25 protein-coding genes and 1 pseudogene are annotated in these 25,962 nt (G+C 71.3%); 15 read left to right on the top strand and 11 right to left on the bottom strand.

The genetic code is table 11. From position 1 onward, the window contains the following. Positions 1-94 precede the first annotated feature (94 nt). From FV226_RS03675 to FV226_RS03695, 5 genes are all read left to right on the top strand, one after another. The gene (locus FV226_RS03675; RefSeq protein WP_147761857.1) at positions 95-2,341 is read left to right on the top strand and encodes a polysaccharide biosynthesis tyrosine autokinase; all 2,247 of its coding nucleotides are present in this window, start codon (positions 95-97) and stop codon (positions 2,339-2,341) included. Next, the gene (locus tag FV226_RS03680; protein ID WP_147761858.1) at positions 2,341-3,552 is read left to right on the top strand and encodes a glycosyltransferase; all 1,212 of its coding nucleotides are present in this window, start codon (positions 2,341-2,343) and stop codon (positions 3,550-3,552) included. Before FV226_RS03675 ends, FV226_RS03680 begins: the two co-directional genes overlap by 1 nt. Further along, positions 3,549-4,766 carry an acyltransferase gene (locus FV226_RS03685; protein ID WP_147761859.1) on the top strand — a complete coding sequence of 406 codons (1,218 nt, stop codon included), beginning with the start codon at positions 3,549-3,551 and terminating at the stop codon, positions 4,764-4,766. Before FV226_RS03680 ends, FV226_RS03685 begins: the two co-directional genes overlap by 4 nt. Beyond that, the gene (locus tag FV226_RS03690; RefSeq protein WP_147761860.1) at positions 4,763-5,932 is read left to right on the top strand and encodes an acyltransferase; all 1,170 of its coding nucleotides are present in this window, start codon (positions 4,763-4,765) and stop codon (positions 5,930-5,932) included. Before FV226_RS03685 ends, FV226_RS03690 begins: the two co-directional genes overlap by 4 nt. A 113-nt stretch (positions 5,933-6,045) precedes the next feature. Next, positions 6,046-7,149, top strand: a complete 1,104-nt coding sequence (locus FV226_RS03695) for an aromatic ring-hydroxylating dioxygenase subunit alpha (protein WP_147761861.1) — start codon at positions 6,046-6,048, stop codon at positions 7,147-7,149. 378 nt (positions 7,150-7,527) lie between these two features. Here the strand turns inward: FV226_RS03695 and FV226_RS03700 are convergent, their stop codons facing one another. After that, positions 7,528-7,788, bottom strand: coding sequence for a hypothetical protein (locus FV226_RS03700; RefSeq protein ID WP_147750531.1), 261 nt, complete (start codon positions 7,786-7,788; stop codon positions 7,528-7,530). Then, positions 7,788-8,499, bottom strand: a pseudogene (locus FV226_RS03705) (Crp/Fnr family transcriptional regulator). Before FV226_RS03705 ends, FV226_RS03700 begins: the two are co-directional and overlap by 1 nt. 278 nt (positions 8,500-8,777) lie before the next feature. Between FV226_RS03705 and FV226_RS03710 the strand changes: the two are divergent. The 3 genes from FV226_RS03710 to FV226_RS03720 all read left to right on the top strand — a co-directional run bounded on the left by FV226_RS03710 (position 8,778) and on the right by FV226_RS03720 (position 11,194). Then, the gene (locus tag FV226_RS03710; RefSeq protein WP_147761862.1) at positions 8,778-9,929 is read left to right on the top strand and encodes a helix-turn-helix domain-containing protein; all 1,152 of its coding nucleotides are present in this window, start codon (positions 8,778-8,780) and stop codon (positions 9,927-9,929) included. Next, positions 9,926-10,183: a hypothetical protein gene (locus tag FV226_RS03715; protein WP_147750534.1), complete on the top strand. Its 258-nt coding sequence runs from the start codon at positions 9,926-9,928 to the stop codon at positions 10,181-10,183. Before FV226_RS03710 ends, FV226_RS03715 begins: the two co-directional genes overlap by 4 nt. Positions 10,184-10,375: 192 nt before the next feature. Then, the gene (locus FV226_RS03720; protein ID WP_147761863.1) at positions 10,376-11,194 is read left to right on the top strand and encodes an IS5 family transposase; all 819 of its coding nucleotides are present in this window, start codon (positions 10,376-10,378) and stop codon (positions 11,192-11,194) included. Between the two features lie 164 nt (positions 11,195-11,358). On the opposite strand, the gene FV226_RS03725 is transcribed toward FV226_RS03720, so the two are convergent. After that, the gene (locus FV226_RS03725; protein WP_147750535.1) at positions 11,359-12,096 is read right to left on the bottom strand and encodes a methyltransferase domain-containing protein; all 738 of its coding nucleotides are present in this window, start codon (positions 12,094-12,096) and stop codon (positions 11,359-11,361) included. Positions 12,097-12,215: 119 nt separating this feature from the next. On the opposite strand from FV226_RS03725, the gene trmD reads away from it, so the two are divergent. From trmD to FV226_RS03750, 5 genes are all read left to right on the top strand, one after another. After that, entirely contained in the window at positions 12,216-12,932 is a 717-nt protein-coding gene (trmD, locus tag FV226_RS03730) for a tRNA (guanosine(37)-N1)-methyltransferase TrmD (RefSeq protein WP_147761895.1), read from the top strand. A gap of 175 nt (positions 12,933-13,107) precedes the next feature. Further along, positions 13,108-13,287, top strand: coding sequence for a hypothetical protein (locus tag FV226_RS03735; protein WP_147761864.1), 180 nt, complete (start codon positions 13,108-13,110; stop codon positions 13,285-13,287). Next, on the top strand, positions 13,284-13,550 hold the full coding sequence (locus tag FV226_RS03740) for a hypothetical protein (protein ID WP_147761865.1): 267 nt from the start codon (positions 13,284-13,286) through the stop codon (positions 13,548-13,550). The genes FV226_RS03735 and FV226_RS03740 overlap by 4 nt, the downstream gene beginning before the upstream one ends. Positions 13,551-13,697: 147 nt before the next feature. Further along, positions 13,698-14,003: a hypothetical protein gene (locus FV226_RS03745; protein ID WP_246691483.1), complete on the top strand. Its 306-nt coding sequence runs from the start codon at positions 13,698-13,700 to the stop codon at positions 14,001-14,003. Positions 14,004-14,152: 149 nt separating this feature from the next. Beyond that, positions 14,153-15,322, top strand: a complete 1,170-nt coding sequence (locus tag FV226_RS03750; protein ID WP_147761867.1) for a phosphoserine transaminase — start codon at positions 14,153-14,155, stop codon at positions 15,320-15,322. 127 nt (positions 15,323-15,449) lie between these two features. Here the strand turns inward: FV226_RS03750 and FV226_RS03755 are convergent, their stop codons facing one another. From FV226_RS03755 to tesB, 4 genes are all read right to left on the bottom strand, one after another. Then, positions 15,450-16,727, bottom strand: a complete 1,278-nt coding sequence (locus FV226_RS03755; protein WP_147750537.1) for an outer membrane beta-barrel protein — start codon at positions 16,725-16,727, stop codon at positions 15,450-15,452. A gap of 450 nt (positions 16,728-17,177) precedes the next feature. Beyond that, a complete protein-coding gene (locus tag FV226_RS03760) occupies positions 17,178-18,683 on the bottom strand; it encodes an ammonium transporter (protein ID WP_147750538.1) in 1,506 nt (501 codons plus the stop codon). Between the two features lie 83 nt (positions 18,684-18,766). Then, positions 18,767-19,105 carry a P-II family nitrogen regulator gene (locus FV226_RS03765; RefSeq protein ID WP_147728184.1) on the bottom strand — a complete coding sequence of 113 codons (339 nt, stop codon included), beginning with the start codon at positions 19,103-19,105 and terminating at the stop codon, positions 18,767-18,769. Positions 19,106-19,415: 310 nt separating this feature from the next. After that, a complete protein-coding gene (gene tesB / locus FV226_RS03770) occupies positions 19,416-20,324 on the bottom strand; it encodes an acyl-CoA thioesterase II (RefSeq protein WP_147761868.1) in 909 nt (302 codons plus the stop codon). A gap of 221 nt (positions 20,325-20,545) precedes the next feature. On the opposite strand from tesB, the gene FV226_RS03775 reads away from it, so the two are divergent. Next, the gene (locus FV226_RS03775) at positions 20,546-21,802 is read left to right on the top strand and encodes an FAD-dependent monooxygenase (RefSeq protein WP_147761869.1); all 1,257 of its coding nucleotides are present in this window, start codon (positions 20,546-20,548) and stop codon (positions 21,800-21,802) included. A gap of 418 nt (positions 21,803-22,220) precedes the next feature. On the opposite strand, the gene ppa is transcribed toward FV226_RS03775, so the two are convergent. Together ppa and FV226_RS03785 are read right to left on the bottom strand one after the other, a co-directional pair. After that, positions 22,221-22,757 (bottom strand): inorganic diphosphatase, encoded by a 537-nt coding sequence (gene ppa, locus FV226_RS03780; protein WP_147750541.1) that lies wholly within the window; start codon positions 22,755-22,757, stop codon positions 22,221-22,223. 114 nt (positions 22,758-22,871) lie between these two features. Continuing rightward, positions 22,872-23,378, bottom strand: coding sequence for a GNAT family N-acetyltransferase (locus FV226_RS03785; RefSeq protein ID WP_147750542.1), 507 nt, complete (start codon positions 23,376-23,378; stop codon positions 22,872-22,874). Between the two features lie 176 nt (positions 23,379-23,554). On the opposite strand from FV226_RS03785, the gene FV226_RS03790 reads away from it, so the two are divergent. Continuing rightward, positions 23,555-24,280 carry a tyrosine-protein phosphatase gene (locus tag FV226_RS03790; RefSeq protein ID WP_147750543.1) on the top strand — a complete coding sequence of 242 codons (726 nt, stop codon included), beginning with the start codon at positions 23,555-23,557 and terminating at the stop codon, positions 24,278-24,280. A gap of 1 nt (position 24,281) precedes the next feature. Here the strand turns inward: FV226_RS03790 and FV226_RS03795 are convergent, their stop codons facing one another. Together FV226_RS03795 and FV226_RS03800 are read right to left on the bottom strand one after the other, a co-directional pair. Then, positions 24,282-25,142 (bottom strand): prephenate dehydratase, encoded by an 861-nt coding sequence (locus FV226_RS03795; RefSeq protein ID WP_147761896.1) that lies wholly within the window; start codon positions 25,140-25,142, stop codon positions 24,282-24,284. Between the two features lie 19 nt (positions 25,143-25,161). Then, complete coding sequence (locus FV226_RS03800) at positions 25,162-25,905, bottom strand: 3-deoxy-manno-octulosonate cytidylyltransferase (protein WP_147761870.1); 744 nt, start codon at positions 25,903-25,905, stop codon at positions 25,162-25,164. Positions 25,906-25,962: the final 57 nt, after the last annotated feature.

Raw genomic sequence — 25,962 nt, forward strand, 5'->3', positions numbered from 1 at the left:
CCCCCGGCCCGCGCGACGCGGCCGGACCTTTCGCTCACCTCGCACGGCTTCCGCGCCCCTGCCCGCGGACCGGCACCAGACCCGGTGGTCGACGATGACGACGTCCTACCTCAGCCCGATCCAGACGGCCGGCCCGGCCCCTGCGCGGGCGGCCGAGAACGGCCAAGGTGCAGGCCAAGGTGCAGGCCAAGCGACCAACCAGGCCGCCGGCCTGGTCGCGGCGATCCTGCGGCGGCGCGGCCTGTTCGCGGCGGTCTTCGCCTCCGTGATGGCCGTCGCGATCCTGCTGCTGATGGCGGCGCCGACGCAGTACCTCGCGGTCGGCTCGGTGATCGTGGCCGAGCCGGAGCCCGGCAGCAACAACCCCAACGCCTCGGTCGCCTGGATCCAGAAGCTCGGCGACCCGGCCGACATCGAGAGCCAGATGCTGGTGATCCGCTCGCCGCGGATCATGCGCCTCGTCGCCTCGGGCGACGTGGTCGAGAAGGTCGTGGCCGAGTGCCGGCAGAGTGCGCGCGGGGGCCTCCTCGCGGGCCTGATGCCGCAAAGGGACGACGGCTGCGACAGGCTGCGCGGCAACGCCGACCTGGTGGTCGACACCCTGCAGCGGCGCTTCGTCGTCACCGGCGCGGGCCGCTCGCGCGTCATCAACATCGCCTACCGGTCGCCGAACGCCGAGACCGCCCAGGCGCTGACCAACGCGCTGATCACGACCTTCCTCGACGACCAGCGCGGCGTCCTCGCCAACAGCCGCGAGGCGGCCACCGAGTGGCTGTGGAAGGAGGTCCGCCAGCTCGACGCGTCGTTGCGCGCCGACGAGGCCAAGATCCAGGCGTTCCGCCGCAGCAAGGGCCTGATGTCGGGCGCCAACGCGCCGATCACCTCCGAGCGGCTGAGCACCATCACCCAGCAGCTCGCGGCGGCCGAGACCGCCAAGGCCGACGCCGCCGCGCGCCTGGCCGAGATCAACGCCGACCAGGCCCGCGGCTCGATCGACGCCCCGGCGGTGCTGGCGAGCCGCACCATCGGCGACCTCAAGCAGCAGATGAACGTGGTGGCCGCGCAGATCGCCAACACCGGCACGGTGCTGGGGCCGAACCATCCGACGCTACAGGCGATGCGCACGGAGCTGGCCGGCCTGAAGCTGCGCGTCGAACGCGAGGTCGCGAGCATCGGCGCCGGCCTGAAGAAGACCTACGACGCGTCGAGCGCGCTCGCCAAGTCGCTGCGCCAGCAGATGGAGGGCGCCAGGACCGACGCCGCCGCCGCGATGGAGAACGAGTCGGTCGCCGCCGGCATGGTGCGCAACGCCGAGATCAAGCGGGGCCAGTACGCCGACCTGTACAAGCGCGCCAACGAGCTCGAGACCGAGCGCCGCATCCTCGTCGGCAGCACCCGCCTCGTCAGCCTCGCGGACGTCCCGGCCGCCCCCGTCACCCCGAAGCCGCCGCTGTACCTCGGCGCCGGCTTCGTGCTCGCCGCGGCGCTGGCCGCCGCCGCCGCGCTGCTCCGCGACCGCGCCGACCGCAGCGTGCGGACCTCGACGCAGGTCGCCGCGGTCGCCCACGCCCCGGTCTTCGCCCAGCTGCCGCACCTGCGCGCGGCCGGCGGGACGGCGCGCCTCGGACGGATCGGCGCCGCCGGAGCCGACCTGCCGCTCGCCGCCGCCCTGCGCGACGCGCGCGCCGACCCGCTGATGCAGCAGGTGCTGCGCAACCTCGGCGCCCGGCTGATGCTGGCCGGGACCGACGGCCGCAGCCGCGCGATCCTGCTGACCTCGGGGGCGCCGGGCGAGGGCAAGTCCTTCACCACCCTCGCGCTGGCCCAGCTCAACGCGGGGAGCGGACGCCGGGTGCTCGTGATCGAGGGCGACCTGCGCCGCCCGGTCTTCGAGGCCGCCCTGGACCTGCCCGCCGGCCCCGGCCTCGCCGGCATCCTGCGCGGCGAGGCCCTGCCGCGGGAGGCCGTGATCGCGACCGCGACGCAAAACCTCGACGCCATCCCCGCCGGCACGCCGACCACGGATTCGACGGAGCTGCTGATGGGCGCGCGCATGACCGAGCTGCTGGTCTGGGCGCGCAAGTACGACCTCGTGCTGATCGACAGCCCGCCGGCCGCGATCCTGATGGACGCCCAGATCCTGGCGCGGCAGGTCGACGGCGTCCTGTGCTGCACCCGCTGGGGCCGCTCGCAGGTCTCGGCGATCAGCGCCACCGTCGCGGGCCTGCGCGAGGCCGGCGGCGACGTGTTCGGGCTCGCGATCACGATGGTGCGTCCCGACGACCACCCGTTCTACGACACCGGGCACGAGCCGGCGCGCCGCTACCTCGGAGCCGCGTGATGCGCCGCCCGCGGGTCGTGTTCGTCAGCCACACCGGCACGATGTCGGGCGCCGAGATGGTCCTGTGCGACGCCGTCGCCCCCTGGCGCGGCGCCACCGCCTTCCTGTTCGAGGACGGGCCGCTCGGGCAGGCCTTGCAGGAGCGGGGGCTGACGCTCGTGCATGCGCGCCACGGGGCCGGGCTGTCGGCGCTCCGCCGCGACGGCTCGCTCTGGCGGTCGATCCCGCTCGCCGGCAGGCTCCTGGCGACGGTCCTCGCGCTGGCGCGATGCGCCAAGTCCCACGACGTGGTCTACGCCAACTCGCAGAAGGCCTTCGTCCTTTCGGCGCTCGCCGCCGCGCTGGTGCGCCGCCCCCTGGTCTGGCACCTGCACGACATCCTCGATCCCGCGCATTTCGGGGCGGCGCAGCGCGGGCTCCAGGTCCGCCTCGCCAACGCCCGCGCGACCCGCGTCGTGGTGCCCTCCACCGCCGCGGCGGACGCCTTCGTCGCATCGGGCGGGCGCCGGGACCTCGTCGAGGTGGTGCCCAACGGCCTCGACCTCGACCTCGACGGCGACCCCGGCGACCCGGCCGACCTGCGCCGGAGCCTCGGGCTGCCGGACGGGCCGCTGGTCGGCGTGTTCAGCCGGCTCGCCCCGTGGAAGGGGCAGCACGTGGTGCTCGAAGCCCTGGCCCGTTCGCCCGGCACCGCCTGCCTCGTCGCCGGCACCGCCCTGTTCGGCGAGGACGCCTACGCGGCCGGCCTGCATGCGCTGGCGGCCGAGCGCGGTCTCGCCGACCGCGTCTACTTCCTCGGCCAGCGCGGGGACGTGCCGCGCCTGATGCGGGCGGTGGACGTGGTGGTCCACCCCTCCACCGCCCCCGAGCCGTTCGGGCGCACCCTGGTCGAGGCGATGCTGGTCGGCACGCCGGTGATCGCCACCGACGCGGGCGCCGCGGCCGAGATCCTCGACCGGGGCGCGGCGGGAACCCTGGTGCCGCCCGGCGACGCCGCCGCGCTCGCCGACGCCATCGCCCGCGTCCTGTCGGCTCCGCCCGAGATCGGAGACCAGGTCGCCCGGGCGCAGGCGACCGCCCGCGCCCGCTACGGCGCCGCCCGGATGCAGGCGCGCCTGGCCGACCTCATCCGCCGCGCCGCGGGCGGCGAGGGAGACTCCGCCGCGATCCCGGAGATTTCGGCCGACGCGCCGGCGAGGACGACGCGATGAGCACGGGACGCGCCGGCACCCTCGACCGGCCGGCGCCAGCGCGGCTTCACCGCCGCGACGGCGTGCAGAACCTGCGCCTCGACGGCCTGCAGTTCCTGCGGGCGGCGGCGGCCGTGATGGTCGTCCTGCTCCACGCCGAGCTGCTGGTGTCGCTCCAGGCGGAGGCGCGCGGCCTCGCCATGCCGCGCCTGACCGCCCTGCCGCTCGGGGCCGGCGTCGACCTGTTCTTCGTCATCTCCGGGTTCGTGATCGTCTACGCCTCGGAGCCGCTGTTCGGCGCGCCCGGCGGGGCTGCGACCTTCCTGAGGCGCCGCCTGCTGCGGATCGTGCCGTTGTACTGGTTCGCCCTCGCCCTGCGGCTCGCCGTGCTGCTGGCCTTCGCCGCCGCCGGCCATGCCGCCGCGCCGAGCCTGGCGGACGTGGCGACCTCGTACCTGTTCGTCCCGTTCGACACCCGCGGCTTCGGGCCGGACTACCCGTTCCCGATCCTCGATCTCGGCTGGACGCTCAACTACGAGATGCTGTTCTACCTCGTCTTCGCCGGGGCGATGGCGCTCGCCGCGCGGACGACGCCGAGCATGACCGCGACCGCACGCGAGCGGGCGGCGCTGGCCGCCGTGGCCGTCCTCGCCGGCGGCGTGGCCCTGGCCTGGCTGTGGCCGCCGGCCCTCGACCAGCTCCGGTTCTGGCTGCGCCCGATCGTCCTCGAATTCGCCGCCGGCGTCGGCCTGGCGCTGCTGTTCCGCCGCGGCGTCCGGCTCGGGCGCGCGGGCGGCGTCCTGCTCTGCGGCCTCGGCCTCGCCGTGTGGGCGACGATCGACCTGTCCGGGTTCGCCGGGTCGGACGCGCCCGGCAATTACGGCTGGGCGCGCACCCTGGTCTGGGGCGGCGGCGCGGTGCTGGTCGTCGCCGGCGTGGTCCTGGGCGACCTGCGCTTCGATGCGCCTCCGTTCCGGGCGATCGCGCGGATCGGCGACGCGTCCTACGCGCTCTACCTGCTGCACCCCTTCGTCTTCCTCGCCGCCAAGGCGATCCTGCCGCGGCTGCCGCTCGGCGCCGGGCTTCTCTGGCCGCTGGCGCTGCTCCTCGTCGCCGTCTCGGTCGCGGCGACCGAGGTCTTCCACCGCCGCGTCGAGCGGCCGGTGCTGCGCTGGCTGCAGGGCGGTCCGCGCAGGCCCGCCGCGCCGGGCGTGCGGGTGGGAGCCGGCGCATGACGGCGCCCGCGATCCCGGCCCGGGCCGCGCCCGGCCACACCTTCGCGCTGCTCGACGGGCTGCGCGGCGTCGCCGCGATCCTGGTGGTGGTCCGCCACGCGCCGAACCTGTTCGGCCTCCAGCCCGGCGCGGTCGAGACGCATCTGGCCGTCGACCTGTTCTTCGTGCTCAGCGGCTTCGTCCTGGCGCACGCCTACGCGGCGCGGGTCCGCGACGGCCTGCCGGCGCGCGCGTTCCTGCGCATCCGGGTGATCCGGCTCTACCCGCTCTACGCGCTCGGGCTCGCGCTCACCGTCGCGGTGGCTCTGCTCTCCTTCGCGGTCGGTCAGGGGCCGGGCTTCTCGCCCTCGGCGCTGGCGCTGTCGACCCTGTGCTCCGCGCTGATGCTGCCGACGCCCCCTGAGGTCTCGAACATGCAGGCAGCGATCTTCAAGCTGAACTTCCCGTCGTGGTCGATCTTCTTCGAGCTGATCGCCAACATGGCGTTCTTCTACGGGCTGTCGGCCCTGTCGGCCCGGCGGCTCGCCGCCTTCGTGGCGCTGGCCTTCGCGGGCCTGTGCGCCGTCGCCCTCCAGTCAGGCGACCTCGACGTCGGCTACACCTGGAACGAGGTCCACGCCGGGCTGATCCGGGTGATGTTCGCCTTCCCGGTCGGCGTCCTGCTCTATCGCCACTGGATCGCGCGCGAGAGCGGCGCCCCGCGCCGCCTCGCGTCGGGCAACGCCGGCGCGGTCGCCTGCCTCGCGGCGCTGACGCTGGTGCTGGTCGTGCCGGTCCCGGCCCTGGTCAAGCCCGTCTACGACGTGCTGGTGGTGGCCTGCGTCTTCCCGGCGTTGGTCTACGCCGCCGCCGGGATCACGCCCGGCCCGCGGCTGGCCGCCCTCTGCCTCAAGGCGGGCGCGGCCTCCTATCCGCTCTACATCCTGCACGCGCCCTGCGTCGCCTGGGTCGAGGCCGTCGGCCGGCGCATGCCGGGCGTCGCCGACCGGATCGCCGCCCCCTATGCCGGGCTCGCCTTTCTGGTCGTGCTGCTCGCGGCCTGCCTCGTCCTCGTCCGCGTCTACGACGCGCCCGCGCGCCGACGGCTCGGGCGCCTCGCGATCCCGAAGCCTGACCAAACCTTGCAGGCGGACCGGACCTGGCAGGCGGACATCGCGCGGTCCTGAGAGCGGCCGGCCCCGGCGGCCAACCCGCGCAGGCGGCCGCGGGCGGGGCGGCCTCGCTTTCCCCATCCGGCGACGCGGCGTAAGAGGACGCCCCCGAACCGTTGCGAGACCCCATGTCCGTCTCACCCGTCGCGGCCCACTCGACCGGTCCCGCGCGCGACCCGGCCGCCGACGAGGCCCTCGACCCCGACGCGATGCGCCGGCCGCTGCCGGACGCGTGGTACTGCGTCGGCCAGGCCTCGGGGCTGACGGGCAAGGCGCTGCGCGCGGTCGAGCTGAACGGCGAGCAGATCGTGATCGGGCGCGACGCGTCGGGCGCGCCCTTCGCGCTCCGCGACCGCTGCCCCCACCGCGGCATGGCGCTGTCCAAGGGCGGCTTCGACGGCGCCGAGCTGGTCTGCCCGTTCCACGGCTGGCGCTTCTCCACCGAAGGCCGCTGCCGCGACGTGCCGACGCTCTCCGAGCACGACGCGGCCGACTTCTCGAAGATCGTGGTGCAGCGCTTCCCCGTGGTCGAGAGCGCCGGCTTCGTCTGGGTCAACCCGAACCTCGGGGCGCCGGGCGAGACCGCTTCCCTGCCGGCCCTCGACTTCGACCCCGTCGGCTCCCTCGTGGTCGAGCTCGTGGTCGAGGCCTCGTTCGACCTGACGACGCTGAGCCTCGTCGATCCCGGCCACGTCGCCTTCGTCCACGATTCCTGGTGGTTCCGGCCGTCGAAAGAACTGCGCGAGAAGAAGAAGACCTTCCGGCCGGTGCCGCACGGCTTCGTCATGTCGAGCCACGCCACGACGACGAGCTCGCCGGTCTACCGCCTGCTCGGCGGGGTGCCCGACGTCGAGATCGAGTTCCGCCTCCCCGGCGTGCGCCTGGAGCGGATCACGGCGGGGCCCAAGCGCCTCGCGAACTACACCTTCGCGACGCCGCTGACGGCGAACCGCACGATGCTGACCAACGCGCTCTACTGGAACATCCCCGGCCTCAACCTGCTGAAGCCCGTCGCCCGCCCGCTGATGCGCCAGTTCCTGACCCAAGACCAGCAGGTGCTCCAGCACGCCCAGGCCGGCCTCGACCGGAAACCCACCATGGTGCTGTTCGGCCAGGGCGACCTGCCCTCGCAATGGTATTTCCGCCTGAAGCGCGAGGCGCTGGAAGCCGCCCGCGCCGGCCGCCGATTCGAAAACCCGCTGGAGACGCGGGAGCTGCGCTGGCGCTCGTGAGGAATGTCGGGGGAGACCCACGGCGTGTTCAAGCCGGGCGGATGCCGGCTCGTGCGAAGAGATTCGACCCCACGACGAGATAGGGCGTCCTCCGTGATCCGGAGGCCCTGGACGATGCTCTCGCGCTCGTCTTCGGGAGCGGGCTCCGCGCCGTGCGGGAAGCGGCCTTCGGCCTGTCGTCGCGAGTCAGACCAAATCCGGTCGATCCCCGCGGGATGGCGGATCCGGGCTTCGCTCAGGCGCCGCCCGGGCTGGCCTGAGACGGCCTCCGCTTCGATCGAGCGGAGGCCGTCTCGGACGTTCCGCCTGCGACCCCGGCCGACGTCCCATGGACCGGGCGGCGGCTTCACGGGCGTCGCAGGGTACGATCCGACGGGTTCACTCCAAACCGTCCTCCTGCGGAACGGTGTCGCCGAACGGCACCGTGAGCACCCGGTCGCCGGCCTCGTCGGTGACCTCGAACGAACACACCATCCAGTCGCGGATCATCGTCAGGCGGTCCTGCGCGATCATCTTCCGGGCGACCGACAGGGCGTGCTCCCGGGCAGCCGCCACGTCGGCAAGCTCATCACCCTCTTCATCGATCGCCAATCCCGAGACGCCGTCGCGGTGTCGAACGTTGAAGAAGAACCGGGGCATCAGGTACTCTCGATCAGCCGCGCATACTCACGCTCGGGCAGGCCGTAGCCTTCCTCCACAACCGCCTCCATCGCCGGGCGATCCAGGATCGTGATGCGACCTCGCCGCGCACGGATCAGGCCGTGCCCCTCCAGGGCTTGGATGGCCAGGGTGGTGGTGCTGCGCTGCGCCCCCAGCATCGTGGCGAGGAACTCGTGGGTGAGCGCGAGGTCGTCGCCGTCCAAGCGGTCGTGGCACATCAGCAGCCAGCGGGCGGAGGCGCACGTCGATGTTGTAGGCTGCGTTGACGAAGGCGGTCTGCGCCGTCTGGAGGATCAGGGTCTGGACGTAGCGCAGCAGCAGCTTGCGCAACGATGGGCTCGCGTCGACGGCCGCTTCCAGATCCGCGATGCCGATCGCCAGCATCTCGCCCGCGGACTGGATGAAGTGGTGGAACGGCGTCCGATCCCCGCCGAGCAGTACGGGCGTGGCGCCGACGAGGCCCTCGCGGCCGATCAACCCGACCTCGACTTTGCCGAAGCTTCCGCTGACGATCGAGGAAAAGCCGTTCTCCGGGAAGAACAACGACCGGATCGGCTCGTCGGGCGCGATCACCGTCTGGCGTAGCTCGGCGGTGACGCGCTGCAGGTGCGGCTGGAGCAGCACGAAATCGTCGGCAGGCAGGGCCTTCAGCAGGCGGTTGCGGACGGTGGCTTGCTGAGGCTGGGACACGGCGCTCTCTTGCGGGGGAAGGGCAAGAGCACGGTGGTCTCCTAAGCGCCTACGCCCGGAACCACCGGCAGACGACGGACGAAGTATCCGAGCATCTTCGATCTAGTCAAATGTCAGGACTAAGCTTTAACTTATGTGAAACGCAGCTGGACGGTGTGTTGGCTACCACACCAAGAGCAAGAGATATCTATCAAATACGATGGAGCACCGTTTATAACTTAGGTGCTGGAACCATGCGATCGGCAATTGGCTCTGCGGCGCGGTGATGGGAGCTATGCATGGATCCGATGAGTCAGCAGCCGTCCGTACTGCTCGCGGAACCGGATGCGGTCGTCGCCATGGATCTCAGCGAAGCGCTGGAGACGGCGGCCTACCGCGTGCTCGGCCCCTGTGCGACGACGGCGGACGCCGTGCAGATCCTCGAGCGCGAGCAGCCGACCTTGGCCGTCCTCGACGTGCAGCTGCGGGACGGACCCTGCATCCCCCTGTCGCGCGAGCTGCGCCAGCGGGAGATCCCCTTCCTCGTCCACACCGGCATCCACCGCGACGAGGTGGCGGCCACCAGCTTTCGCAACGCGCCGTGGCTGATCAAGCCCGCCCTGCCTTGGGACGTGGTGACCCTGTTGGACGAACTCGCCCTCTCCAGCGCCGCACCTGTCGGCGCCGAGGCACCGACACCGCTTCGGCTGTCCAAGGCTGCGACCGGCTGGAACAATCCGCTCGTGCGCAAGCTCAAGGGCTTCGCGCCCCTGTCGGAGGCCGACATGGCGGTGCTGGAGCGGATCAGCGCTCCGTCCCGGATCGTCCCGTCGCAGACCGACCTCGTCCGCGAGGGCGACGCGCCGGAGGGCGTGTTCCTGATCCTGGAGGGCATCGCCTGCCGCCACAAGGTGCGGGCGACCGGCGCCCGCCAGATCACCGCCTACCTCGTGCCGGGCGACTTCTGCGACCTCGACGTGGCGTTGCTCGACAAAATGGACCACGCGATCACTACCCTGTCCGCCTGCCGCGTGGTCCGCATCGCACCGGAGACGGTTACCGAGGTGATGGAGCATCATCCTCAGATCGCGCGTGCGTTCCGGGTGAGTACGCTGGTGGACGAGGCGACGCTGCGCGAGTGGCTGGTCAACGTCGGCAGCCGCTCGGCCTTGGAGAGGCTCGCGCATCTGCTGTGTGAGCTTCGGGTCCGACTCCAGGTGGTGGGACTGGTCGAGAACAACAGCTTCGACCTGCCGCTCACGCAGGAGGTCTTGGCCGACACCACCGGCCTGTCGAACGTGCACCTCAACCGGACGCTGCAGGAACTCCGGCGGCGGGGGTTGATCGAACTCCGCTATCGCCGACTGACCATCCTCGACCTCCCGTGCCTCAAGGCGTTGGCCGAGTTCAAGGCCAACTACCTGCATCTGGGGGAGCGTGTTGCGGCATGACCCTTCAGTTACAGCCTGTGCAGGTCGCCACGGGAAGCGACGACCAGGAAAGCCGGCTGGTTTTCGCCGACGGGTTCCTGGCTGCGATCCTCGTGCAGTTGTCGGAGCAGCATGGGGAGGACGCGGGCAAGTGGTTCCTGGAGGCGGGCTTCGGCCGCGTCGATGATTATCGAGCGCCGATCTTCGCCAGCCTCGACGCGGCGCAGACCTGGATCGAAGCGCGCCTCGCCGGCATCGGCGACATCGGTTCGTAGCGCCGATCGACAGGCCGGATCGGGCCAGCCCGCGCGGCGCCCGAGCGAAGCCCGAATCCGCCATCCCGAAGGGATCAACCGGATCGGGTCTCAGACCCCGTTTCATAAGGGGCAGCCGCGGATCGCTACTTGGGGTGAGCGGCGAGCATCGTCAGCGTTGGGAGAGTGTCTGACGCTCACCCTGGAACGCCGATGTGGACACCCGCCGCCCGTGCCGAGCTTGCGCGCGAGAGCCTGCCCTACGCAAGCAGCGTGACCGACACGGAGTGGGCGCTGATCGCCCCGCTCCTACCTGAGCCGTCGCGCGCGGGTCGTCCCTGGCGCTGGCCGTTGCGGGCAATCCTGGACGGCATCCAGTACGTCCTGCGCACCGGCTGCGCGTGGCGGCATCTGCCGTTGGACTTCCCGCCCTGGTCCACCATTCACCGCTGGTTCTTGCGCCTGTCGAAGGCGGGTGTGTTCGAGCGCCTTGCCCACGCCCTCACCATGGCCGACCGTGCGCGCGCCGGGCGCGAGGCCAGCCCGACCGGCGCCATCCTCGATGCGCAGGCCGCGCGCTCGGGCGGCGTCGGCGTCAAGGGGGAGCGCGGCTACGACCCGGCCCGGCGCGTGGTCGGCCGCAAGCGCCATGCGCTCACCGATATGGATGGCCGTCTGCTCCTGGCCACCGTCTCGACGGCCGACCGGCACGACAGCCACGGCGGGGTCGCTCTGCTGCAGGCCTCGCGCCGCCTGTGGCCATTCCTGGCTCACTGCTTTGCCGATCAAGCCTATCAGGGCGAGCGCGTCGGCGACGCCACCGCCATCACCGTCGAGATCGTCCGACCGGACAAGGGACAGAAGGGCTTTGCCGTCCAGCCCCGCCGCTGGGTCATTGAGCGGACTTTCGGCTGGATCGCCCGATGCCGCAGGCTTGCCCGCGACTACGAGGCGACCCCGTCCTCGGCGCTCGCCTTCTTTGTCTTGGCGGCCGCTATGATCCTCGTCAGACGGCTCGCGCACCCCTTATGAAACGGGGTCTCACACGCCCAGAAGCGTCGTGTGCAGCCGCTTCGTGGAACGGCTTTCAACCCGGAACGGCCGTCGGCTCGCATCCTCGAGACGCCCGGAAGCGGACTTGCGAGGCTCTGCGAGGGGTCGCGAAGCCGCCGTCTCGACGGACGGACCCGCCCCCCTTATCGGGCCTTCCCTCGCGTCGCCTCGTCCTTGCACGGGACGATCGCCTTCGGGTCGGGCCGCTCGCCCGCCGCGGGCGCCGTGAACACCGCGAGGTAGCCGACGCCGCCGTCGAGCACCGAAAAACTCGTCTCGCGATATCCCGCGGCCGACAGCTCGCAGCGCAGGAGTTTCGGCGGCGTACCGTGGCGCGACGGGATGTCGTCGGCGTCCACGATCCCGACCCGGCCGCCGGGCTTCATCGCGGCGGCGAGGTTGTGGAGCAGGCCGTAGGGCTGGGTGATCTCGTGGTACATGTGCACCAGGATCGCGGCGTCGACGGAGTCGGCTGCGAGGCGCGGGTCGTGCGGCTCGCCGCGCACCACCGTGACGTTGGTCAGGTCCGCCTTGCGCAGGCGGGCCTCGAGGTCGGCGAGGTAGCGCGGCGTCACGTCCTCGGCGAGCACGCGGCCCTGCGGCCCGACCAGCGGGCTCAGCCGCGTGACGTAGTAGCCGCTGCCGGCGCCGACGTCGGCCACCGTCTCGCCGGGCTTGAAGCCCATCAGGCGGGCGACCTGCCCGAACTCGTCGGCCTTCTCGCGGTCCTTTTCCAGCGCCCATTGCGCCGCCACGATCTCGGCCACCGGCCGGTCGGGTTTCGGGAAGGCCGCGGCCGGCGCGCCGGGGGGCCCGAGGGGTTCGGCGGCCTGCGCCGCGAAGGTCAGGGCGAGGAGGGCGGCGCAAGCGGATCTGATCATCGCAGTCCGAACGCGCGAGGGCGGCACCAAGTGCCGTGGTGTCGGCCGCGGCGTTGACCGCGCAGGCGTCGCGGCGCCATCAAGCGGCCATGACCGCCCCGACCATGACCACCTCGACCATGACGACCCCGACGCCGAACGCGCGCCCCTGGCGGGCGACGATCCTGACGCTCTATCCCGAGATGTTTCCCGGGCCGCTCGGCGCCTCGCTGTCGGGGAGCGCGCTCGCCCGCGGCGACTGGGTCTGCGAGGCCCGCGACATCCGCGAGCACGGGCTCGGCCGCCACCGCAGCGTCGACGACAACCCGGCCGGCGGCGGCGCCGGCATGGTGTTGCGCTGCGACGTGCTCGCCGCGGCCATCGACGCGGCGACGGGCCCGGACGACGCGCGGCCCCGCCTGCTCATGTCCCCGCGCGGAAGACCGCTGACGCAGGCGCGGGTGCGGGCCTTGAGCGCGGGGGAGGGCGCGGTGATCGTCTGCGGCCGGTTCGAGGGGGTGGACGAGCGGGTGATCGCGGGGCGCGGCCTCGAGGAGGTCTCGATCGGCGACTACGTGCTCTCGGGCGGCGAGATCGCGGCGATCACCCTCGTCGACGCCTGCGTGCGCCTGCTGCCCGGCGTGATGGGCAAGGCGGCCTCGGGCGACGAGGAAAGTTTTGAGGGCGGACGCCTCGAATACCCGCACTACACCCGGCCCCGCGACTGGGAGGGCCGCACGATCCCCGACGTCCTCACCGGCGGCGACCACGGCGCGATCCGCGCCTGGCGCCGCGCGGAATCCGAGCGGATCACCGCCGAGCGCCGGCCGGATCTGATGGAGAAGCCGCGCGGGTAGTGCGTCCGTCACGTCCGAATGGTCGAAGAACCGAGATCGCGTGCCGATCTTTCGCATCGTCGGTTGCGAGTCCGACGGAGATCTCAATAGGACCTCAGGCTCGCCGGCCCTTCGATCGAAGCCGGACTTGCGGTCGCCCTTGGTTGAGAGTCGAGATCATGACCGACGAAAAGCCATGACCGACGAAAAGCGTCGTGCTGCGATCAAGAAGCTGATCGCCGAGCGCACCGCTGCGAATACGGCGAGCAAAGCCGTTGCGCGTGAAACCCCGATCAACGAGGGAATTTATACGCGGGAGGGCAAGTTGCACATCGCGTTCGGTGGCCGTCGGAAGAAGGCGGCACGCGTCGCTTGAGCCGGCTCGCGACATCGTTTGTCCTCGGCTATCACGGCTGTGACGAGACGGTAGGCCTCAAGGCGATTCGCGGCGAAACCTCGCTGATCCAGAGCGACAGGGACTATGACTGGCTCGGGCCGGGCGCCTACTTCTGGGAAGCGGATCCGCAACGCGCCCTGGAATGGGCCGAGGCGAAATTCGAAACCACCGAGACTGCAAAGCCGCTTGTGATCGGGGCCGTCATAGATCTGATACCAAGTCTCATGGGTCAGAACCCATGAGGTCCGGCGGACGACCGCCGCCCCGCAGTCGCGGGGGGGGGGCCGAACCTCGATGAGTCGGGCTCAGCGAGGTTCGGTATGAGACATTGCCTGGATCTGACCAATCGCAACGACTTGGACATCCTTCGCGCTGCCTACGATTCCTTCGTGGCGACGCAGGAGATTTCAGGCCTTCCTCTGCCAAAAAACAAAAACATTAAGAACGACCAACATTCCGATCAGCTGCTTCGGTTTTTGGACTGCGCCGTCATCAACCACCTTCACAGCATGATCGATCGATCGTGCGACGAAGACTCGGACCTCGAACCCTACGATACGGTGAGGGGAATTTTTACCGAGCGCGGCGAACTCTATCCCGGGTCGGGATTCAAGCAAATGAGCCATACGCAGATCGCGGTGCGAAATCCGCGTTGTATTCGTGGCCTCTTCATTCCGGTATCCGAGCCGATCTGATGCCGGACCGGCGTCGGGGGCGCCGAACCGGGACGCCTGGTGAAGATTTTTCCAAGCCATCCATGATTGCGCCGATGCTCGGATCGGCGCATCCCGGCGGCGGGACACGCCTCCCCGACGAGGTGCGCCCATCTGTAAGGATGGATCTGATGTTGCGCCGACCCGACACACGCCCGCGCTTACCCCATTTCTCGTCCGGCCCCTGCGCCAAGCGCCCCGGCTGGACGCCGGCGGCCTTGGCCGACGCGCCGCTCGGCCGCTCGCACCGCTCGCCCGCGGGCAAGGCCAAACTGAAGCAGGCGATCGACCTGACGCGGGCGGTGCTGCGGGTGCCGGCCGACTACCGAATCGGCATCGTCCCGGCCTCCGACACCGGCGCCGTCGAGATGGCGATGTGGTCGATGCTCGGGCCGAAGACCGTGGAGGTGGCGGCCTGGGAGGCGTTCGGCTCCGAATGGGTCACCGACACCCTGAAGCAGCTCAAGATCAGCCCCCGCATCCACCAGACGCCCTACGGCGTGCTGCCCGACCTGTCGGCGATCGACACGAAAGCCAACGACGTGGTCTTCACCTGGAACGGCACCGCCGCCGGGGTGAAGGTGCCGGACGGCGACTGGATCGCCGCCGACCGCGAGGGCATCACGATCTGCGACGCGACCTCGGCCGCCTTCGCGCAGGCGCTCGACTGGGACAAGCTCGATGTCGTGACCTTCTCCTGGCAGAAGGTTATGGGCGGCGAGGCGGCGCACGGCATGCTGGTGCTCTCGCCCCGCGCCGTCGCCCGCCTGGAGAGCCACGTCCCGGCCTGGCCGCTGCCGAAGGTATTCCGCCTCACCAAGGGGGCTAAGCTGATCGAGGGGATCTTCTCCGGCGACACCATCAACACGCCCTCCATGCTCGCGGTCGAGGACTACCTCGACACGCTGGCCTGGGCGCAATCGCTCGGCGGGCTCGACGCCCTGCACGCGCGGGCCGACGGGAACGCGAAGGTGATCCACGATTGGGTGGCGCGCACGCCCTGGATCGCCAACCTCGCGGTCGACCCGGCGACCTACTCCAACACCGGCGTGTGCCTCGTCATCGCCGACGCGGACGTGCTCGCGCTGGGCGACGCCGTGGTGGAGCGGGTCGCCAAGGGCATCGTCGAGACCCTGGAGCGCGAGGGCGTGGCCCTCGACATCGGCGCCTACCGCGACGCGCCGCCCGGCCTGCGCATCTGGTGCGGCGGCACGGTGGAGCGGAGCGACCTGGAGGCCCTGACGCCGTGGCTCGACTGGGCCTTCGCCCAGCAGAAGGCGGCGCTGGCGCAGGCCGCCTGAGCGCGGACCGCCTCGCCCGGCAGGCCGGACGAGGCGCAGACGAAGAAGGGGCGGCGCATCGGCGCCGCCCCTTCTTCGTTCGGTCGTAAGTGCGGGACCGGATGAGCGGTCCCGCGCGGTGCCGGCCTCAGAAGGTGATGCCGGTCTCGACCATGTAGCGGTCCTGCGAGGTGCGGTTGCCGGTGCGGCCGAAGCCGGTGCCGAGCGTGCCGAGGGCGAGGTTGCCGCGGCTGATGTCGTAGAGCTCGACCCGCGAGTATTCACCGCGGAGGAAGTACTGGCCGAAGGTGAAGGTCGGCGTGACGGTGAAGGACAGCGCCTCGCTGCCCGGGCCGTACAGCACGGAGGTCGCGGGGATCACGCTGAAGCGGCTGCCGGTCTGGGCGATGTACTCGAAGCGGCCGGCGAGCGCGAAGTTGTCGGTGAAGGCGTAGCTCGCCAGGATCGCGCCGCCGAAGGTCTCGGCGCCGTTGAGCCCGAAGGCGGCGTTGCGCTCGACGTTGGTGTACTGGATGTAGGGCGTCACGATCCAGGGGCCGGCCGCGTAGGTGTAGTTCAGGCTGACGATGCTGCTGTTCTGCAGCGCCAGGGGGGTGGCGTACTGGAAGCGCAGGCTCTGCAGGCCGGAGTTGAAGCTGCTGAAGTGCGTGCCGCCGTTGATGCCGATCGTGTTGGCGTCGTCGATCTTGTAGGTGATCAGGCCGGTGATCCAGTTGAGCTCGCCCGAGAAGAAGCCGTCGGTCGCAGCCAGCGAGGCCGCCCACGGGCCGCTGGCGTAGTTCACCTGCACGCCCTGGTTGATCACGTTCTCCTGGTTGAACAGCAGGCCGCGGGAGATGTTCAGGTTCTGGAAGGTGAACGGCAGCTCCGAGCCGATGTTGGTCGGCATGCGGCCGCCCTGCAGCGACCACTCGTCGTTGATCTGGTACTTGCCGAACGCGATCGAGACCGGGGTGAAGAGCAGGTCGGTCTGGTCGAAGGCGCTGTAGATCGGCGCGCCGAGGCCGGGGATCGTGTAGGCGCCGACCGCCACGTAGAACTGGAACGGGCCGTCGGCCTTCTGGATGAAGCCCTGCAGGTTCGAGAAGTCGACGCGGCCGGCGCGGTCGTTGGGCACGCCGGGGGGCGTGACGAGCGTGTTGAACGGGTTGGTCTGGGTGTAGGCGTAGCCGGTCACCGCGCCGCCGACGTAGATCTCGCCGAGGCCGCCGATGGTGAAGCAGCTCGGGTTCGGGTTCTGCTTGATCACGCCGCCATAGGCCGGGAAGGTGATCGCGACCTTGCAGGCTTCCGGCACGGGCGGCGGGGCGGGCCGAGCCGACAGGTCGGCGGCCGACACCTGTCCGACGCAGAGCAGCGTGGCGATCGACGCCGTGGCGCCCTGGAGGAACAGCTTCAAGGTCATAGTCCGAGCCCCGTTTGTTTTTTGCTGCGGCCAAGGTGCCGAAAGTTCCCAACCTCCGCAAAAACATCTTGCGGGCAATTGCCTAGCAAAGAGGCAATCCAGAGCTGGACAGTTCTATCGCCAAGATGTGTTGCCGTCGCACCACAGCCGAACGCACCGTCAGGAGTTGATCTTCCGGAATTCCGTGCCGCTTCGTTAACGCATCGTTACCAAGCAGCGGCGGAACGAGCCGGGATCGACTGCATCGGCGAATCGCTCGACGCCGGAGGACTGGTCCGCGGCGCGATCGCCTGCCTCGGGATCAGGCTTCCGCACCGGTCTCGCCGAGCGGACCCGTCGGCGGACCCGTCGGAGGGCTGATGGGCATGCTCGCCGGCGGCTCGCTGGAACGAAAGAAGCCCCGGTGCGGGGCACCGGGGCTTCCTTGGACGTCTCGGCGACGTCGACGGCTCAGTAGTTGTAGGCGCGCTCGCCGTGGTCGGCGATGTCGAGGCCTTCGCGCTCCTCGTCCTGGGTCACGCGCAGGCCGATGGTCAGGTCCACGAGCTTGTACAGGATCGCCGAGCCGACGCCCGACCACAGCAGGGTGAGGCCGACGGCCTCCGCCTGGATGATGAACTGGCTCATCATGTCGTAGGTGCCGAGCACCATCTCGCCGGGCTTGGTCGCGTAGTCGGGGATGCCGACGCCGCCGAGCTTCGGGTCGACCAGGATGCCCGTCGCCAGGGCGCCGAGGATGCCGCCGATGCAGTGCACGCCGAACACGTCGAGCGAGTCGTCGTAGCCGATCGCGTTCTTCACGGTGGAGCACATCACGAAGCAGACGCCGCCGGCGACGAGGCCGAGGACGATCGAGCCCATCGGGCCGGCGAAACCGGACGCCGGGGTGACGGCCACGAGGCCGGCGATGGCGCCGGAGACCATGCCGAGCAGCGACGGCTTGCCCTTCATCGCCCACTCCACGAACAGCCAGGACACCGCCGCCGCCGCCGTGGCGACGAAGGTGTTGATCATGGCGAGGCCCGTGGTGCCGTTCGACTCGAGGTTGGAGCCGGCGTTGAAGCCGAACCAGCCGACCCAGAGCAGCGAGGCGCCGATCATGGTCATGGTCAGCGAGTGCGGGGCGAGCAGGTCACGGCCGTAGCCGATGCGCTTGCCGAGCATCAGGCAGCCGACGAAGCCGGCGATGCCCGCGTTGATGTGCACGACGGTGCCGCCGGCGAAGTCGAGGGCGCCCTTCTTGAACAGGAAGCCCGCGTCGGCGTTGACGGCGTCGAGGGCCGCCTGCGCGGTCGCCTTCGAGGCGTCGTCGGTGGCGGCAGCCAGGGCCTTGGCGGCGTTGCCGACCGCGTCCGGGCCGCCCCAGTACCAGACCATGTGCGCCATCGGGAAGTAGATCAGCGTCACCCAGAGGATGGTGAACACCACGAGCGCGGAGAACTTCATCCGCTCGGCGAAGGCGCCGACGATGAGGGCCGGGGTGATCATCGCGAACGTCATCTGGAAGCAGATGTAGACGTATTCCGGGATGACGACGCCGTTGGAGAAGGTCGCGACGGTCGAGTTCGGGTCGACGCCCTTCAGGAACGCCTTCGAGAAGCCGCCGACGAAGTCGTTGATGCCGCCGCCGTTGGTGAAGGCGAGGCTGTAGCCGTAGAACACCCACAGCAGGCAGACGATCGAGACGATCGCGAAGACCTGCGTCAGGACCGAGAGCATGTTCTTGGTGCGCACGAGGCCGCCGTAGAACAGGGCCAGGCCCGGCACGCTCATCATCAGCACGAGGGCCGAGGAGATCAGCATCCAGGAGGTGTCGCCCTTGTTGGGCACCAGGGCGGCGGGCGCGGGCGCGGAGGCCGCCTCGGGCACCGGCGTCTGCGCGAGGGACGGCTCGACGAGGACGAGGGCGAGCGCGGCCCCTCCCAGTCCGAGCGCGAGGGCGTTACGAAGTTTCATGGACACGAGACTCCCGGGTCGCGGTGCTGTCAGGATGGATGCGAGGCAGAATGGAGGGAGGGACGGCGTCTGTCGCCGGCCGCTCAGAGCGCGTCGGCGTCGGTCTCGCCGGTGCGGATCCGGACGGCCTTCTCCAGCGGCATGACGAAGATCTTGCCGTCGCCGATCTGGCCGGTGCGGGCGGCGCCTGCGATGGCGTCGATCACCGTGCTGGTCAGGTCGGCGGCGACCGCGACCTCGATCTTCAGCTTGGGCAGGAAGCTCACGGCGTATTCCGCGCCGCGGTAGATCTCGGTGTGGCCCTTCTGGCGGCCGTAGCCCTTGACCTCGGTCACCGTCAGGCCGTGCACGCCGATGCCGGTCAGCGCGTCGCGCACCTCCTCCAGCTTGAACGGCTTGATGATGGCCATCACGATTTTCATGGGTGGCGCCCCCTGCTGTGGCTTGGGAACCGTCCGCCGCAGCCGACGCTCGGCAGGGGGCCCCGGTCCGGGAATGGTCGCGCAGGGCCGGAATGACCCCGCGATCGCCGGGCCGTCATTCAAGGACTATGCCAGGGCCAACGTTTTCGGGAACCTTTTCGCATCCGTCCCGAATGCACACGCATTGGTCGCGCACTGGCGCGGCGACGGGCGCAAGCTGAGCAGTAGATGCCTATTGAGCAGGCATCTTGCTCGATCGAAGCTCAATCGAACGGCCACCAAGGCCGCCGCCGAAGGGTTTGGCGCGAAACTAGGCCGACCGCGGGCGGATCAGGCCCTCCTGCGCCACCGACGCCACCAGCGTCCCGTCGCGCGAGAAGATCTGGCCGCGGGCGAAACCCCGGGCGCCCGCCGCGTTGGGGCTGTCCTGCGCGTAGAGCAGCCAGTCGTCGGCCCGGAACGGGCGGTGGAACCACAGGGCGTGGTCGAGGCTCGCCGACTGGATGTCGGCATCGAACACCGAGCGGCCGTGGGCGATCAGCGTGGCGTCGAGCAGGGTCATGTCCGAGGCGTAGGCGAGCACCGCCTGGTGGATCGCCGGGTCGTCGGGGAGCGTCGAGGCCGCGCGCAGCCAGACATTGCACAGGGGCGCCTGCGGCCCGCCTTCGAGGTAGCGCCGCAGGTCGACCGGCTTCAGCTCGATCGGGCGGGGACGGCCGAAATAGCCGGCCACCGCCGCGGGGATGCCGGGCACGCCCTTGGCGAGCAGGGACTTGGTGTCGGGCAGCGATTCCGGCGGCGGCGCCTCGGGCATCGCCGCCTGGTGGGCGTGGCCGGATTCCGTCACCTGGTACGAGGCGGTCATCGCGAAGATCGCGCGGCCGTGCTGGATCGCCTTGACCCGGCGCGTGGTGAAGCTCTGCCCGTCGCGGATGCGCTCGACCTCGTAGACGATCGGCACGCTGGGATCGCCGCCGAGGAGGAAGTAGGCGTGCAGCGAGTGCGGCGCCCGGGCGCTCGGCACCGTGCGGGTCGCGGCGACCAGCGCCTGCCCCACCACCTGCCCGCCGAACACCCGCTTCCAGCCGTTCTGCGGGCTGACGCCGCGGAACAGGTCGGTCTCCAGCCGCTCGAGGTCGAGGATGGCGAGGAGTTCGGCGACGATGTCGGGGTTGGTCGGCGAAGCTGGATCGGACGGCGTGACTTGGTCGGTCGGCATGACTTGGTCGGACGGCATGGCGGTGCGGCGGGCTTTCTCGGCGAGGACGCCTCCGCCATAGCATCCGCACGGCCCGCCTCGCCATCGCGCCCGCCATCCGCTCGGCCTGCGACGGCGCCACCCCGGGACCGCCCGCCCGCGCCGGGCGTTGCCTGCGGGCGGAAGCGGTGTCACTGCCGGGACACCGCGAGCCGGGATGCGCGAACGATGAGGACGAGGCGATGAGGGGTTCGACGACCCGCCCGGGCAGCCGCCACCTGCTGCTCGCGGGCGCGGGCATCCCGGGCCTGTCGCTGGCCCTGGCCCTGCGCCAGGCGCACGGGGATGCGCTCGCGGTCACGGTCTGCGATCCGGGGCTCGCGCAGGCGGCCGTGCGGCAGCGGGGCCGGGCCTTCGCCATCGCGGCGGGCGGCCGGCGCATGCTGGAGCGGCTCGGGATCTGGGACGGGCTCGGGGCGGCGGCCGCACCGATCACCGAGATGGCGATCAGCGACAGCCGGCTCGCCGACCCGGTGCGCCCGGTCTTCCTCACCTTCGCGCAGACGCCGCGGGACGCCGACGGCCCCTTCGCCCACATGGTCGAGGCGGAGGCGCTTGTGGAAGCCCTTCGCGCGGCCTGCGAGGCGGCCGGCGTCGCGCTGGAGCCGGTCGGGATCGCCCGCGCGGTGCCCGACGGCGACACCATCCGCGCCACGCTCGCCGACGGGCGCGCCCTGCGAGCGGCCCTGCTCGTGGCCGCCGACGGAGCGCGCTCGCGCCTGCGCGAGGCGGCCGGGATCGGCTGGGTCGGCTGGTCGTACCCGCAGGTGGGCATCGTCGCGACGTTGCGGCACGCCCGCCCGCACGGCGGCCGGGCGACCGAGCACTTCCTCCCGAGCGGCCCGTTCGCGATCCTGCCGCTGGCCGACGGGCCGCAGGGCCACCGCTCCTCGATCGTCTGGACCGAGCGGGCCGCCGACGTCGACGCCCTGCTCGGGGGCGAGCCCGACGCGGTGCTGGCCGAGATCGAGCGGCGGTTCACGCCTCAGCTCGGGCAGCTGGCGCTGGAGCAGGGGCCGAGCGCCCACCCGCTCGCCTTCGGCATCGCCCGGCGTTTCCGCGGCGAGCGCCTGGCGCTGCTGGGGGACGCCGCCCACGTCATCCATCCGATCGCGGGCCAGGGGCTGAACCTCGGCCTCGCCGACGCGGCGGCGCTGGCGGAAGCGGTCACCGGCGCCCTGCGCCTCGGGCTCGATCCGGGCGCGGCCGACGTGCTCGTCGCCTACGAGCGGGCGCGCCGGTTCGACACGCTGGCGATGGCGGCGGCCACCGACGGCCTCAACCGCCTGTTCTCGAACGACGCCCTGCCGGTCCGCATCGCGCGCGACCTGGGCCTCGGCCTCGTCGACCGGCTGCCCGGCCTCAAGCGCTTCTTCGTCGGCGAGGCCGCCGCCTCGCGCGGCACCCAACCGCGGCTGCTGCGCGGCGAGGCGCTGTGAGGCGCCTCAGGTCGTCGCGGTAACGCGCTCGGTTTCCCCGACACTCTGCCGACGAAATTCAGACATCCCGGCTTCTGGCGATTCACTCTACGCGCATCCCCTCTCCCCGCATGCGGGGAGAGGGCTTTGCCGACCTCGTCGTCGGCAAAGCGAGGCGGCAGCCGACGGTGAGGGGGTGCGCCCCGGAGGAGGCTCCTCCGTCGGCTCCCCCTCACCGCCGCTTCGGCTTCGCCTCTCGCTCCCCGGCTGCACGACGGGGTGCAGCCGGGCCTCTCCCCGCCCGCGGGGAGAGGGGAACCCGCGGGCATCCGAGACCGTGACGACATGTGTGACTACGGGAGCCCGTCTGCGGGGGAGGGAGGAGGCGCGCGGCCTTCGAATCAGGCCGTGCGGAAATCCCTCAGCCCTTGGCCTTGGTTCAGCCCTTGGCCTTGGTGGCGCGGTCGATTCCTTCCTGGATCAGGCGGTGGGCCTCGGTCTTGTCGCCCCAGCGCACGAACTTGACCCACTTGCCGGGCTCGAGATCCTTGTAGTGCTCGAAGAAGTGCTGGATCTGCTCGATCGTGATCTCGGGCAGGTCGGTGTAGTTCTCAATCCGGTCGTAGCGCTTGGTCAGGTGGCGCGAGGGCACGGCGATGATCTTCTCGTCCTCGCCGCCCTCGTCCTCCATCACCATCACGCCGACCACGCGCGCGCTCATGATCGCGCCCGGCAGCACGGCGCGGGTGTTGGCGATGAGCACGTCGCAGGGGTCGCCGTCGCCGGACAGGGTGTGCGGGATGAAGCCGTAATTCCCCGGGTAGAACATCGGGGTGTAGAGGAAGCGGTCCACGACGAGCGCGCCGGCCTCCTTGTCCATCTCGTACTTGATCGGCTCGCCGCCGAGCGGCACCTCGATGATGACGTTGACGTCGTGCGGCGGATTCTTGCCGATCGAGATGTTGTCGATGATCATGGCGCTGGCGTCCCGTGGATCGGGGCCTCGCCCCGTTGGGCCGGTCTCTTAAAGCGCCTCGGCGCCGAAGCAAATCCGGGCCGCGCCGCCGCCCGCGACGAACGCGGAGAAGCGTCAGCCGAACAGGTAGCCGACCTTGGGCAGCGGCACGCCGGCGAGGCGGTCGAGCGCCCGCGGGCCGGGCCGACCGCCCAAGGCCGCGTAGAACTCGGCGGCGCGGGCGTTGTCCTCCAGCGTCCAGGCGCCGACCCGGGTCAGGCCGTGGTCGGCCAGGTCGTTGCGCACCGCCAGGAACAGGCGCCGCCCGAGGCCGACGCCCTGGTATTCCGGCCGGAGGTAGAGCTCGTCGACCTCGCCCTCGACGCCGAGCGACCGGCTGCGGGCCCGGCCGTAGCCGGCATAGCCGACCACCGTGTCGGCGGTCTCCACCACCGCGATCGGCCGCCCACGCCTCAGCGCGGCGCGCCACCACGCGCCGTCGCGCTGGGCGATCAGCCGCTCCAGGGCGACGCCCGGGATGATCCCGCGATAGGCCTCGCGCCACGCCGCATCGAACACCGCCGACAGCGCGCCGACATCCGCGTTGCGGGCCCGGCGGATGCTCGTGGTGCGGGTGCTCATGGCCGGACCCTTCCGTTCGGTCGTGCGGTTCGCGAGGGGCAACCCGCGTCGGGCCGTCAGGTTCTCCCGCGATCGGGGCGAACAGAAGGCAGCCGACGACAGGCAAGGGCGATGCCGAATTGCCGCCCACCGGGTGCGGTGATAGGGCCTGCCCCGCGACGCAGCCCCGAGAGCCCGTGTTCAACCGCTTCCTCAGCCCCGAGACCCGCTACGCCCGCCGCATGGCCCGCATCGAGCGCTTCGCGCGGCCGATCAGCGGCGCGCCGGCACGCCTCGGCGCCTGGGCGAACATGCTGTTCGTCGACCACGGCATCTTCCGGATGGCCTACCTCAACCGCCATCCCGTCGGCACGGGCAAGATGTGGCGCGCGGCCCAGCCCGGGCCGCACCAGCTCGCGCGCTTCCGCGCCGAGGGGGTGCGCACGGTGGTCTCGCTCCGCGGCGGGCGCGAGCACGGCTCCTGGCCGCTGGAGCGCGAGGCCTGCGAGCGCCAGGGGCTCAAGCTCGTCGAGTTCGTGCTGCGCTCCCGCGAGGCGCCCTCGCGCGAGACGATCCTGGCGGCGCGCGACTTCTTCGCCGGCCTCGAATACCCGGCGGTGATGCACTGCAAGTCGGGCGCGGACCGGGCGGGCCTCGGCGCCGCCCTCTACCTGATCCTGCACGAGAACCGCCCGGTGGCGGAGGCCGCGCGCCAGCTCTCGGCCCGCTACGGCCATTTCCGCTTCGCCAAGACCGGCATCCTCGACGCGTTCTTCGCGCGCTATCGCATCGAGGGGGAGGCGCGGGGCCTCGACTTCCTCACCTGGGTCGAGACCGTCTACGACCCGGAGGCGCTGAAGCGCGGCTTCCGGCCGGGCTTCTGGTCCGACGTGGTGGTCGACCGGGTGATCGGGCGGGAGTGAGCTATTCCGCCGCCGGCCGCGCCGCGTCGCGGAACGGGTGGGCCGGATAGGTCCCGACGATCCGCAGCTCGCGCGAGAAGTACGCCAGCTCGGCGAGCGCCCGGGCGAGGCCCGGCTCCTCGGGGTGGCCGTCGACCTCGGCGTAGAACTGCGTCGCGGTGAACTCGCCGTCGACCATGTAGCTCTCGAGCTTCGACATGTTGACGCCGTTGGTGGCGAAGCCCCCGAGCGCCTTGTAGAGCGCCGCCGGGATGTTGCGCACCCGGAAGACGAAGCTCGTCACCATCGGCCGGTCGTCCGGGGCCGCAGGCAGGGCGTCGGGCCGGAACACCACGAACCGGGTGGTGTTGTGGGCCTCGTCCTCGACGTCGCGGGCGAGGATGTCGAGGCCGTAGACCTCCGCCGCCAGAGCCGGCGCCAAGGCCGCGCGGGACGAATCGCCGGCCTCCATCACCTCGCGGGCGGCGCCCGCGGTGTCGCCGGCCACCACCGCCTTGAGGCCGAGCCGCCGGATGATGCGGCGGCACTGGCCGAGCGCGTGGACGTGGGTGTGGACGGACTTGAGGTCTTCCAGCTTCGTGCCCGGCAGGACCATCAGCTGGAAGTGGATCGGCAGGAAGTGCTCGGCGACGATGTGGAGCGCCGAGGTCGGGATCAGGTGGTGGATGTCGGCGACCCGGCCCGCGATCGAGTTCTCGATCGGGATCATCGCGGCCTGCGCCCGGCCTTCGGTGACCGCCGCGAAGGCGTCCTCGAAGGTGGGGCAGGGGAGCGGCGTCCAGTCCGGGTAGGCCTCCGCGCAGATGATGTGCGAGTTGGCGCCGGGCTCGCCCTGGTAGCTGATGGTCATCGGATCGGTCATCGGATCGGTCATCGGATCGTCAGTTGAGGCGGCGGGCGGCGAGCAGGGCGCGGGCGCGCTCCAGGTCGGCGGGGGTGTCGACGCCGAGCGGCAGGTCGTCGACGATCGCGGCGTCGATGCGCATCCCGGCCTCCAGGGCGCGGAGCTGCTCCAGCTTCTCGCGGGTCTCGAGCTCGCCCGGCGGCAGCGCCATGAAGCGCGTCAGCGCCCGGCGGCGATAGGCGTAGAGGCCGATATGGTGGAACAGCGGCCCGTCGCCCCAGGGGGCGCGGGCGCGGGTGAAGTACAGCGCGCGCAGGCGCTCCGGCCCGACCATGTGGCCGACGAGCTTGACCACGTTCGGGTCGTCGGCCTCGGCCGGATCGGTGATCGGCGCGCACAGCGTCGCGATGTCGACCGCCCGGTCGGCGAGCAGCGCCACCGCCGCGCCGATGGCGCGCGGGTCGATCGTCGGCAGGTCGCCCTGCACGTTGACGACGACGTCGTGGTTCCCCTGCGGGTCGACGATCTCCAGGGCCTCGGCGAGCCGGTCGGAGCCCGACGGGTGGTCGGCCCGCGTCATCACCGCGACGCCGCCCACCGCCTCGACCGCGGCGGCGATCTCCGCGGTGTCGGTGGCGACCACCACCGGGCCGATGCCGGCCTCGACGGCGCGGCGCCAGACGTGGACGATCATCGCCTCGCCGGCGATCAGCGCCAGGGGCTTGTTCGGCAGGCGCGTCGCCGCGAGGCGGGCGGGAATCAGGACGAGGGGATCGGACATCCGTCGGCGATCTCGGGCGAGCGACCTTGAGGCGGCGATTTGGGGCCAGCGATCCGG

It is taken from the genome of Methylobacterium sp. WL12 (assembly GCF_008039475.1).
GTDB lineage: Bacteria > Pseudomonadota > Alphaproteobacteria > Rhizobiales > Beijerinckiaceae > Methylobacterium > Methylobacterium cerastii.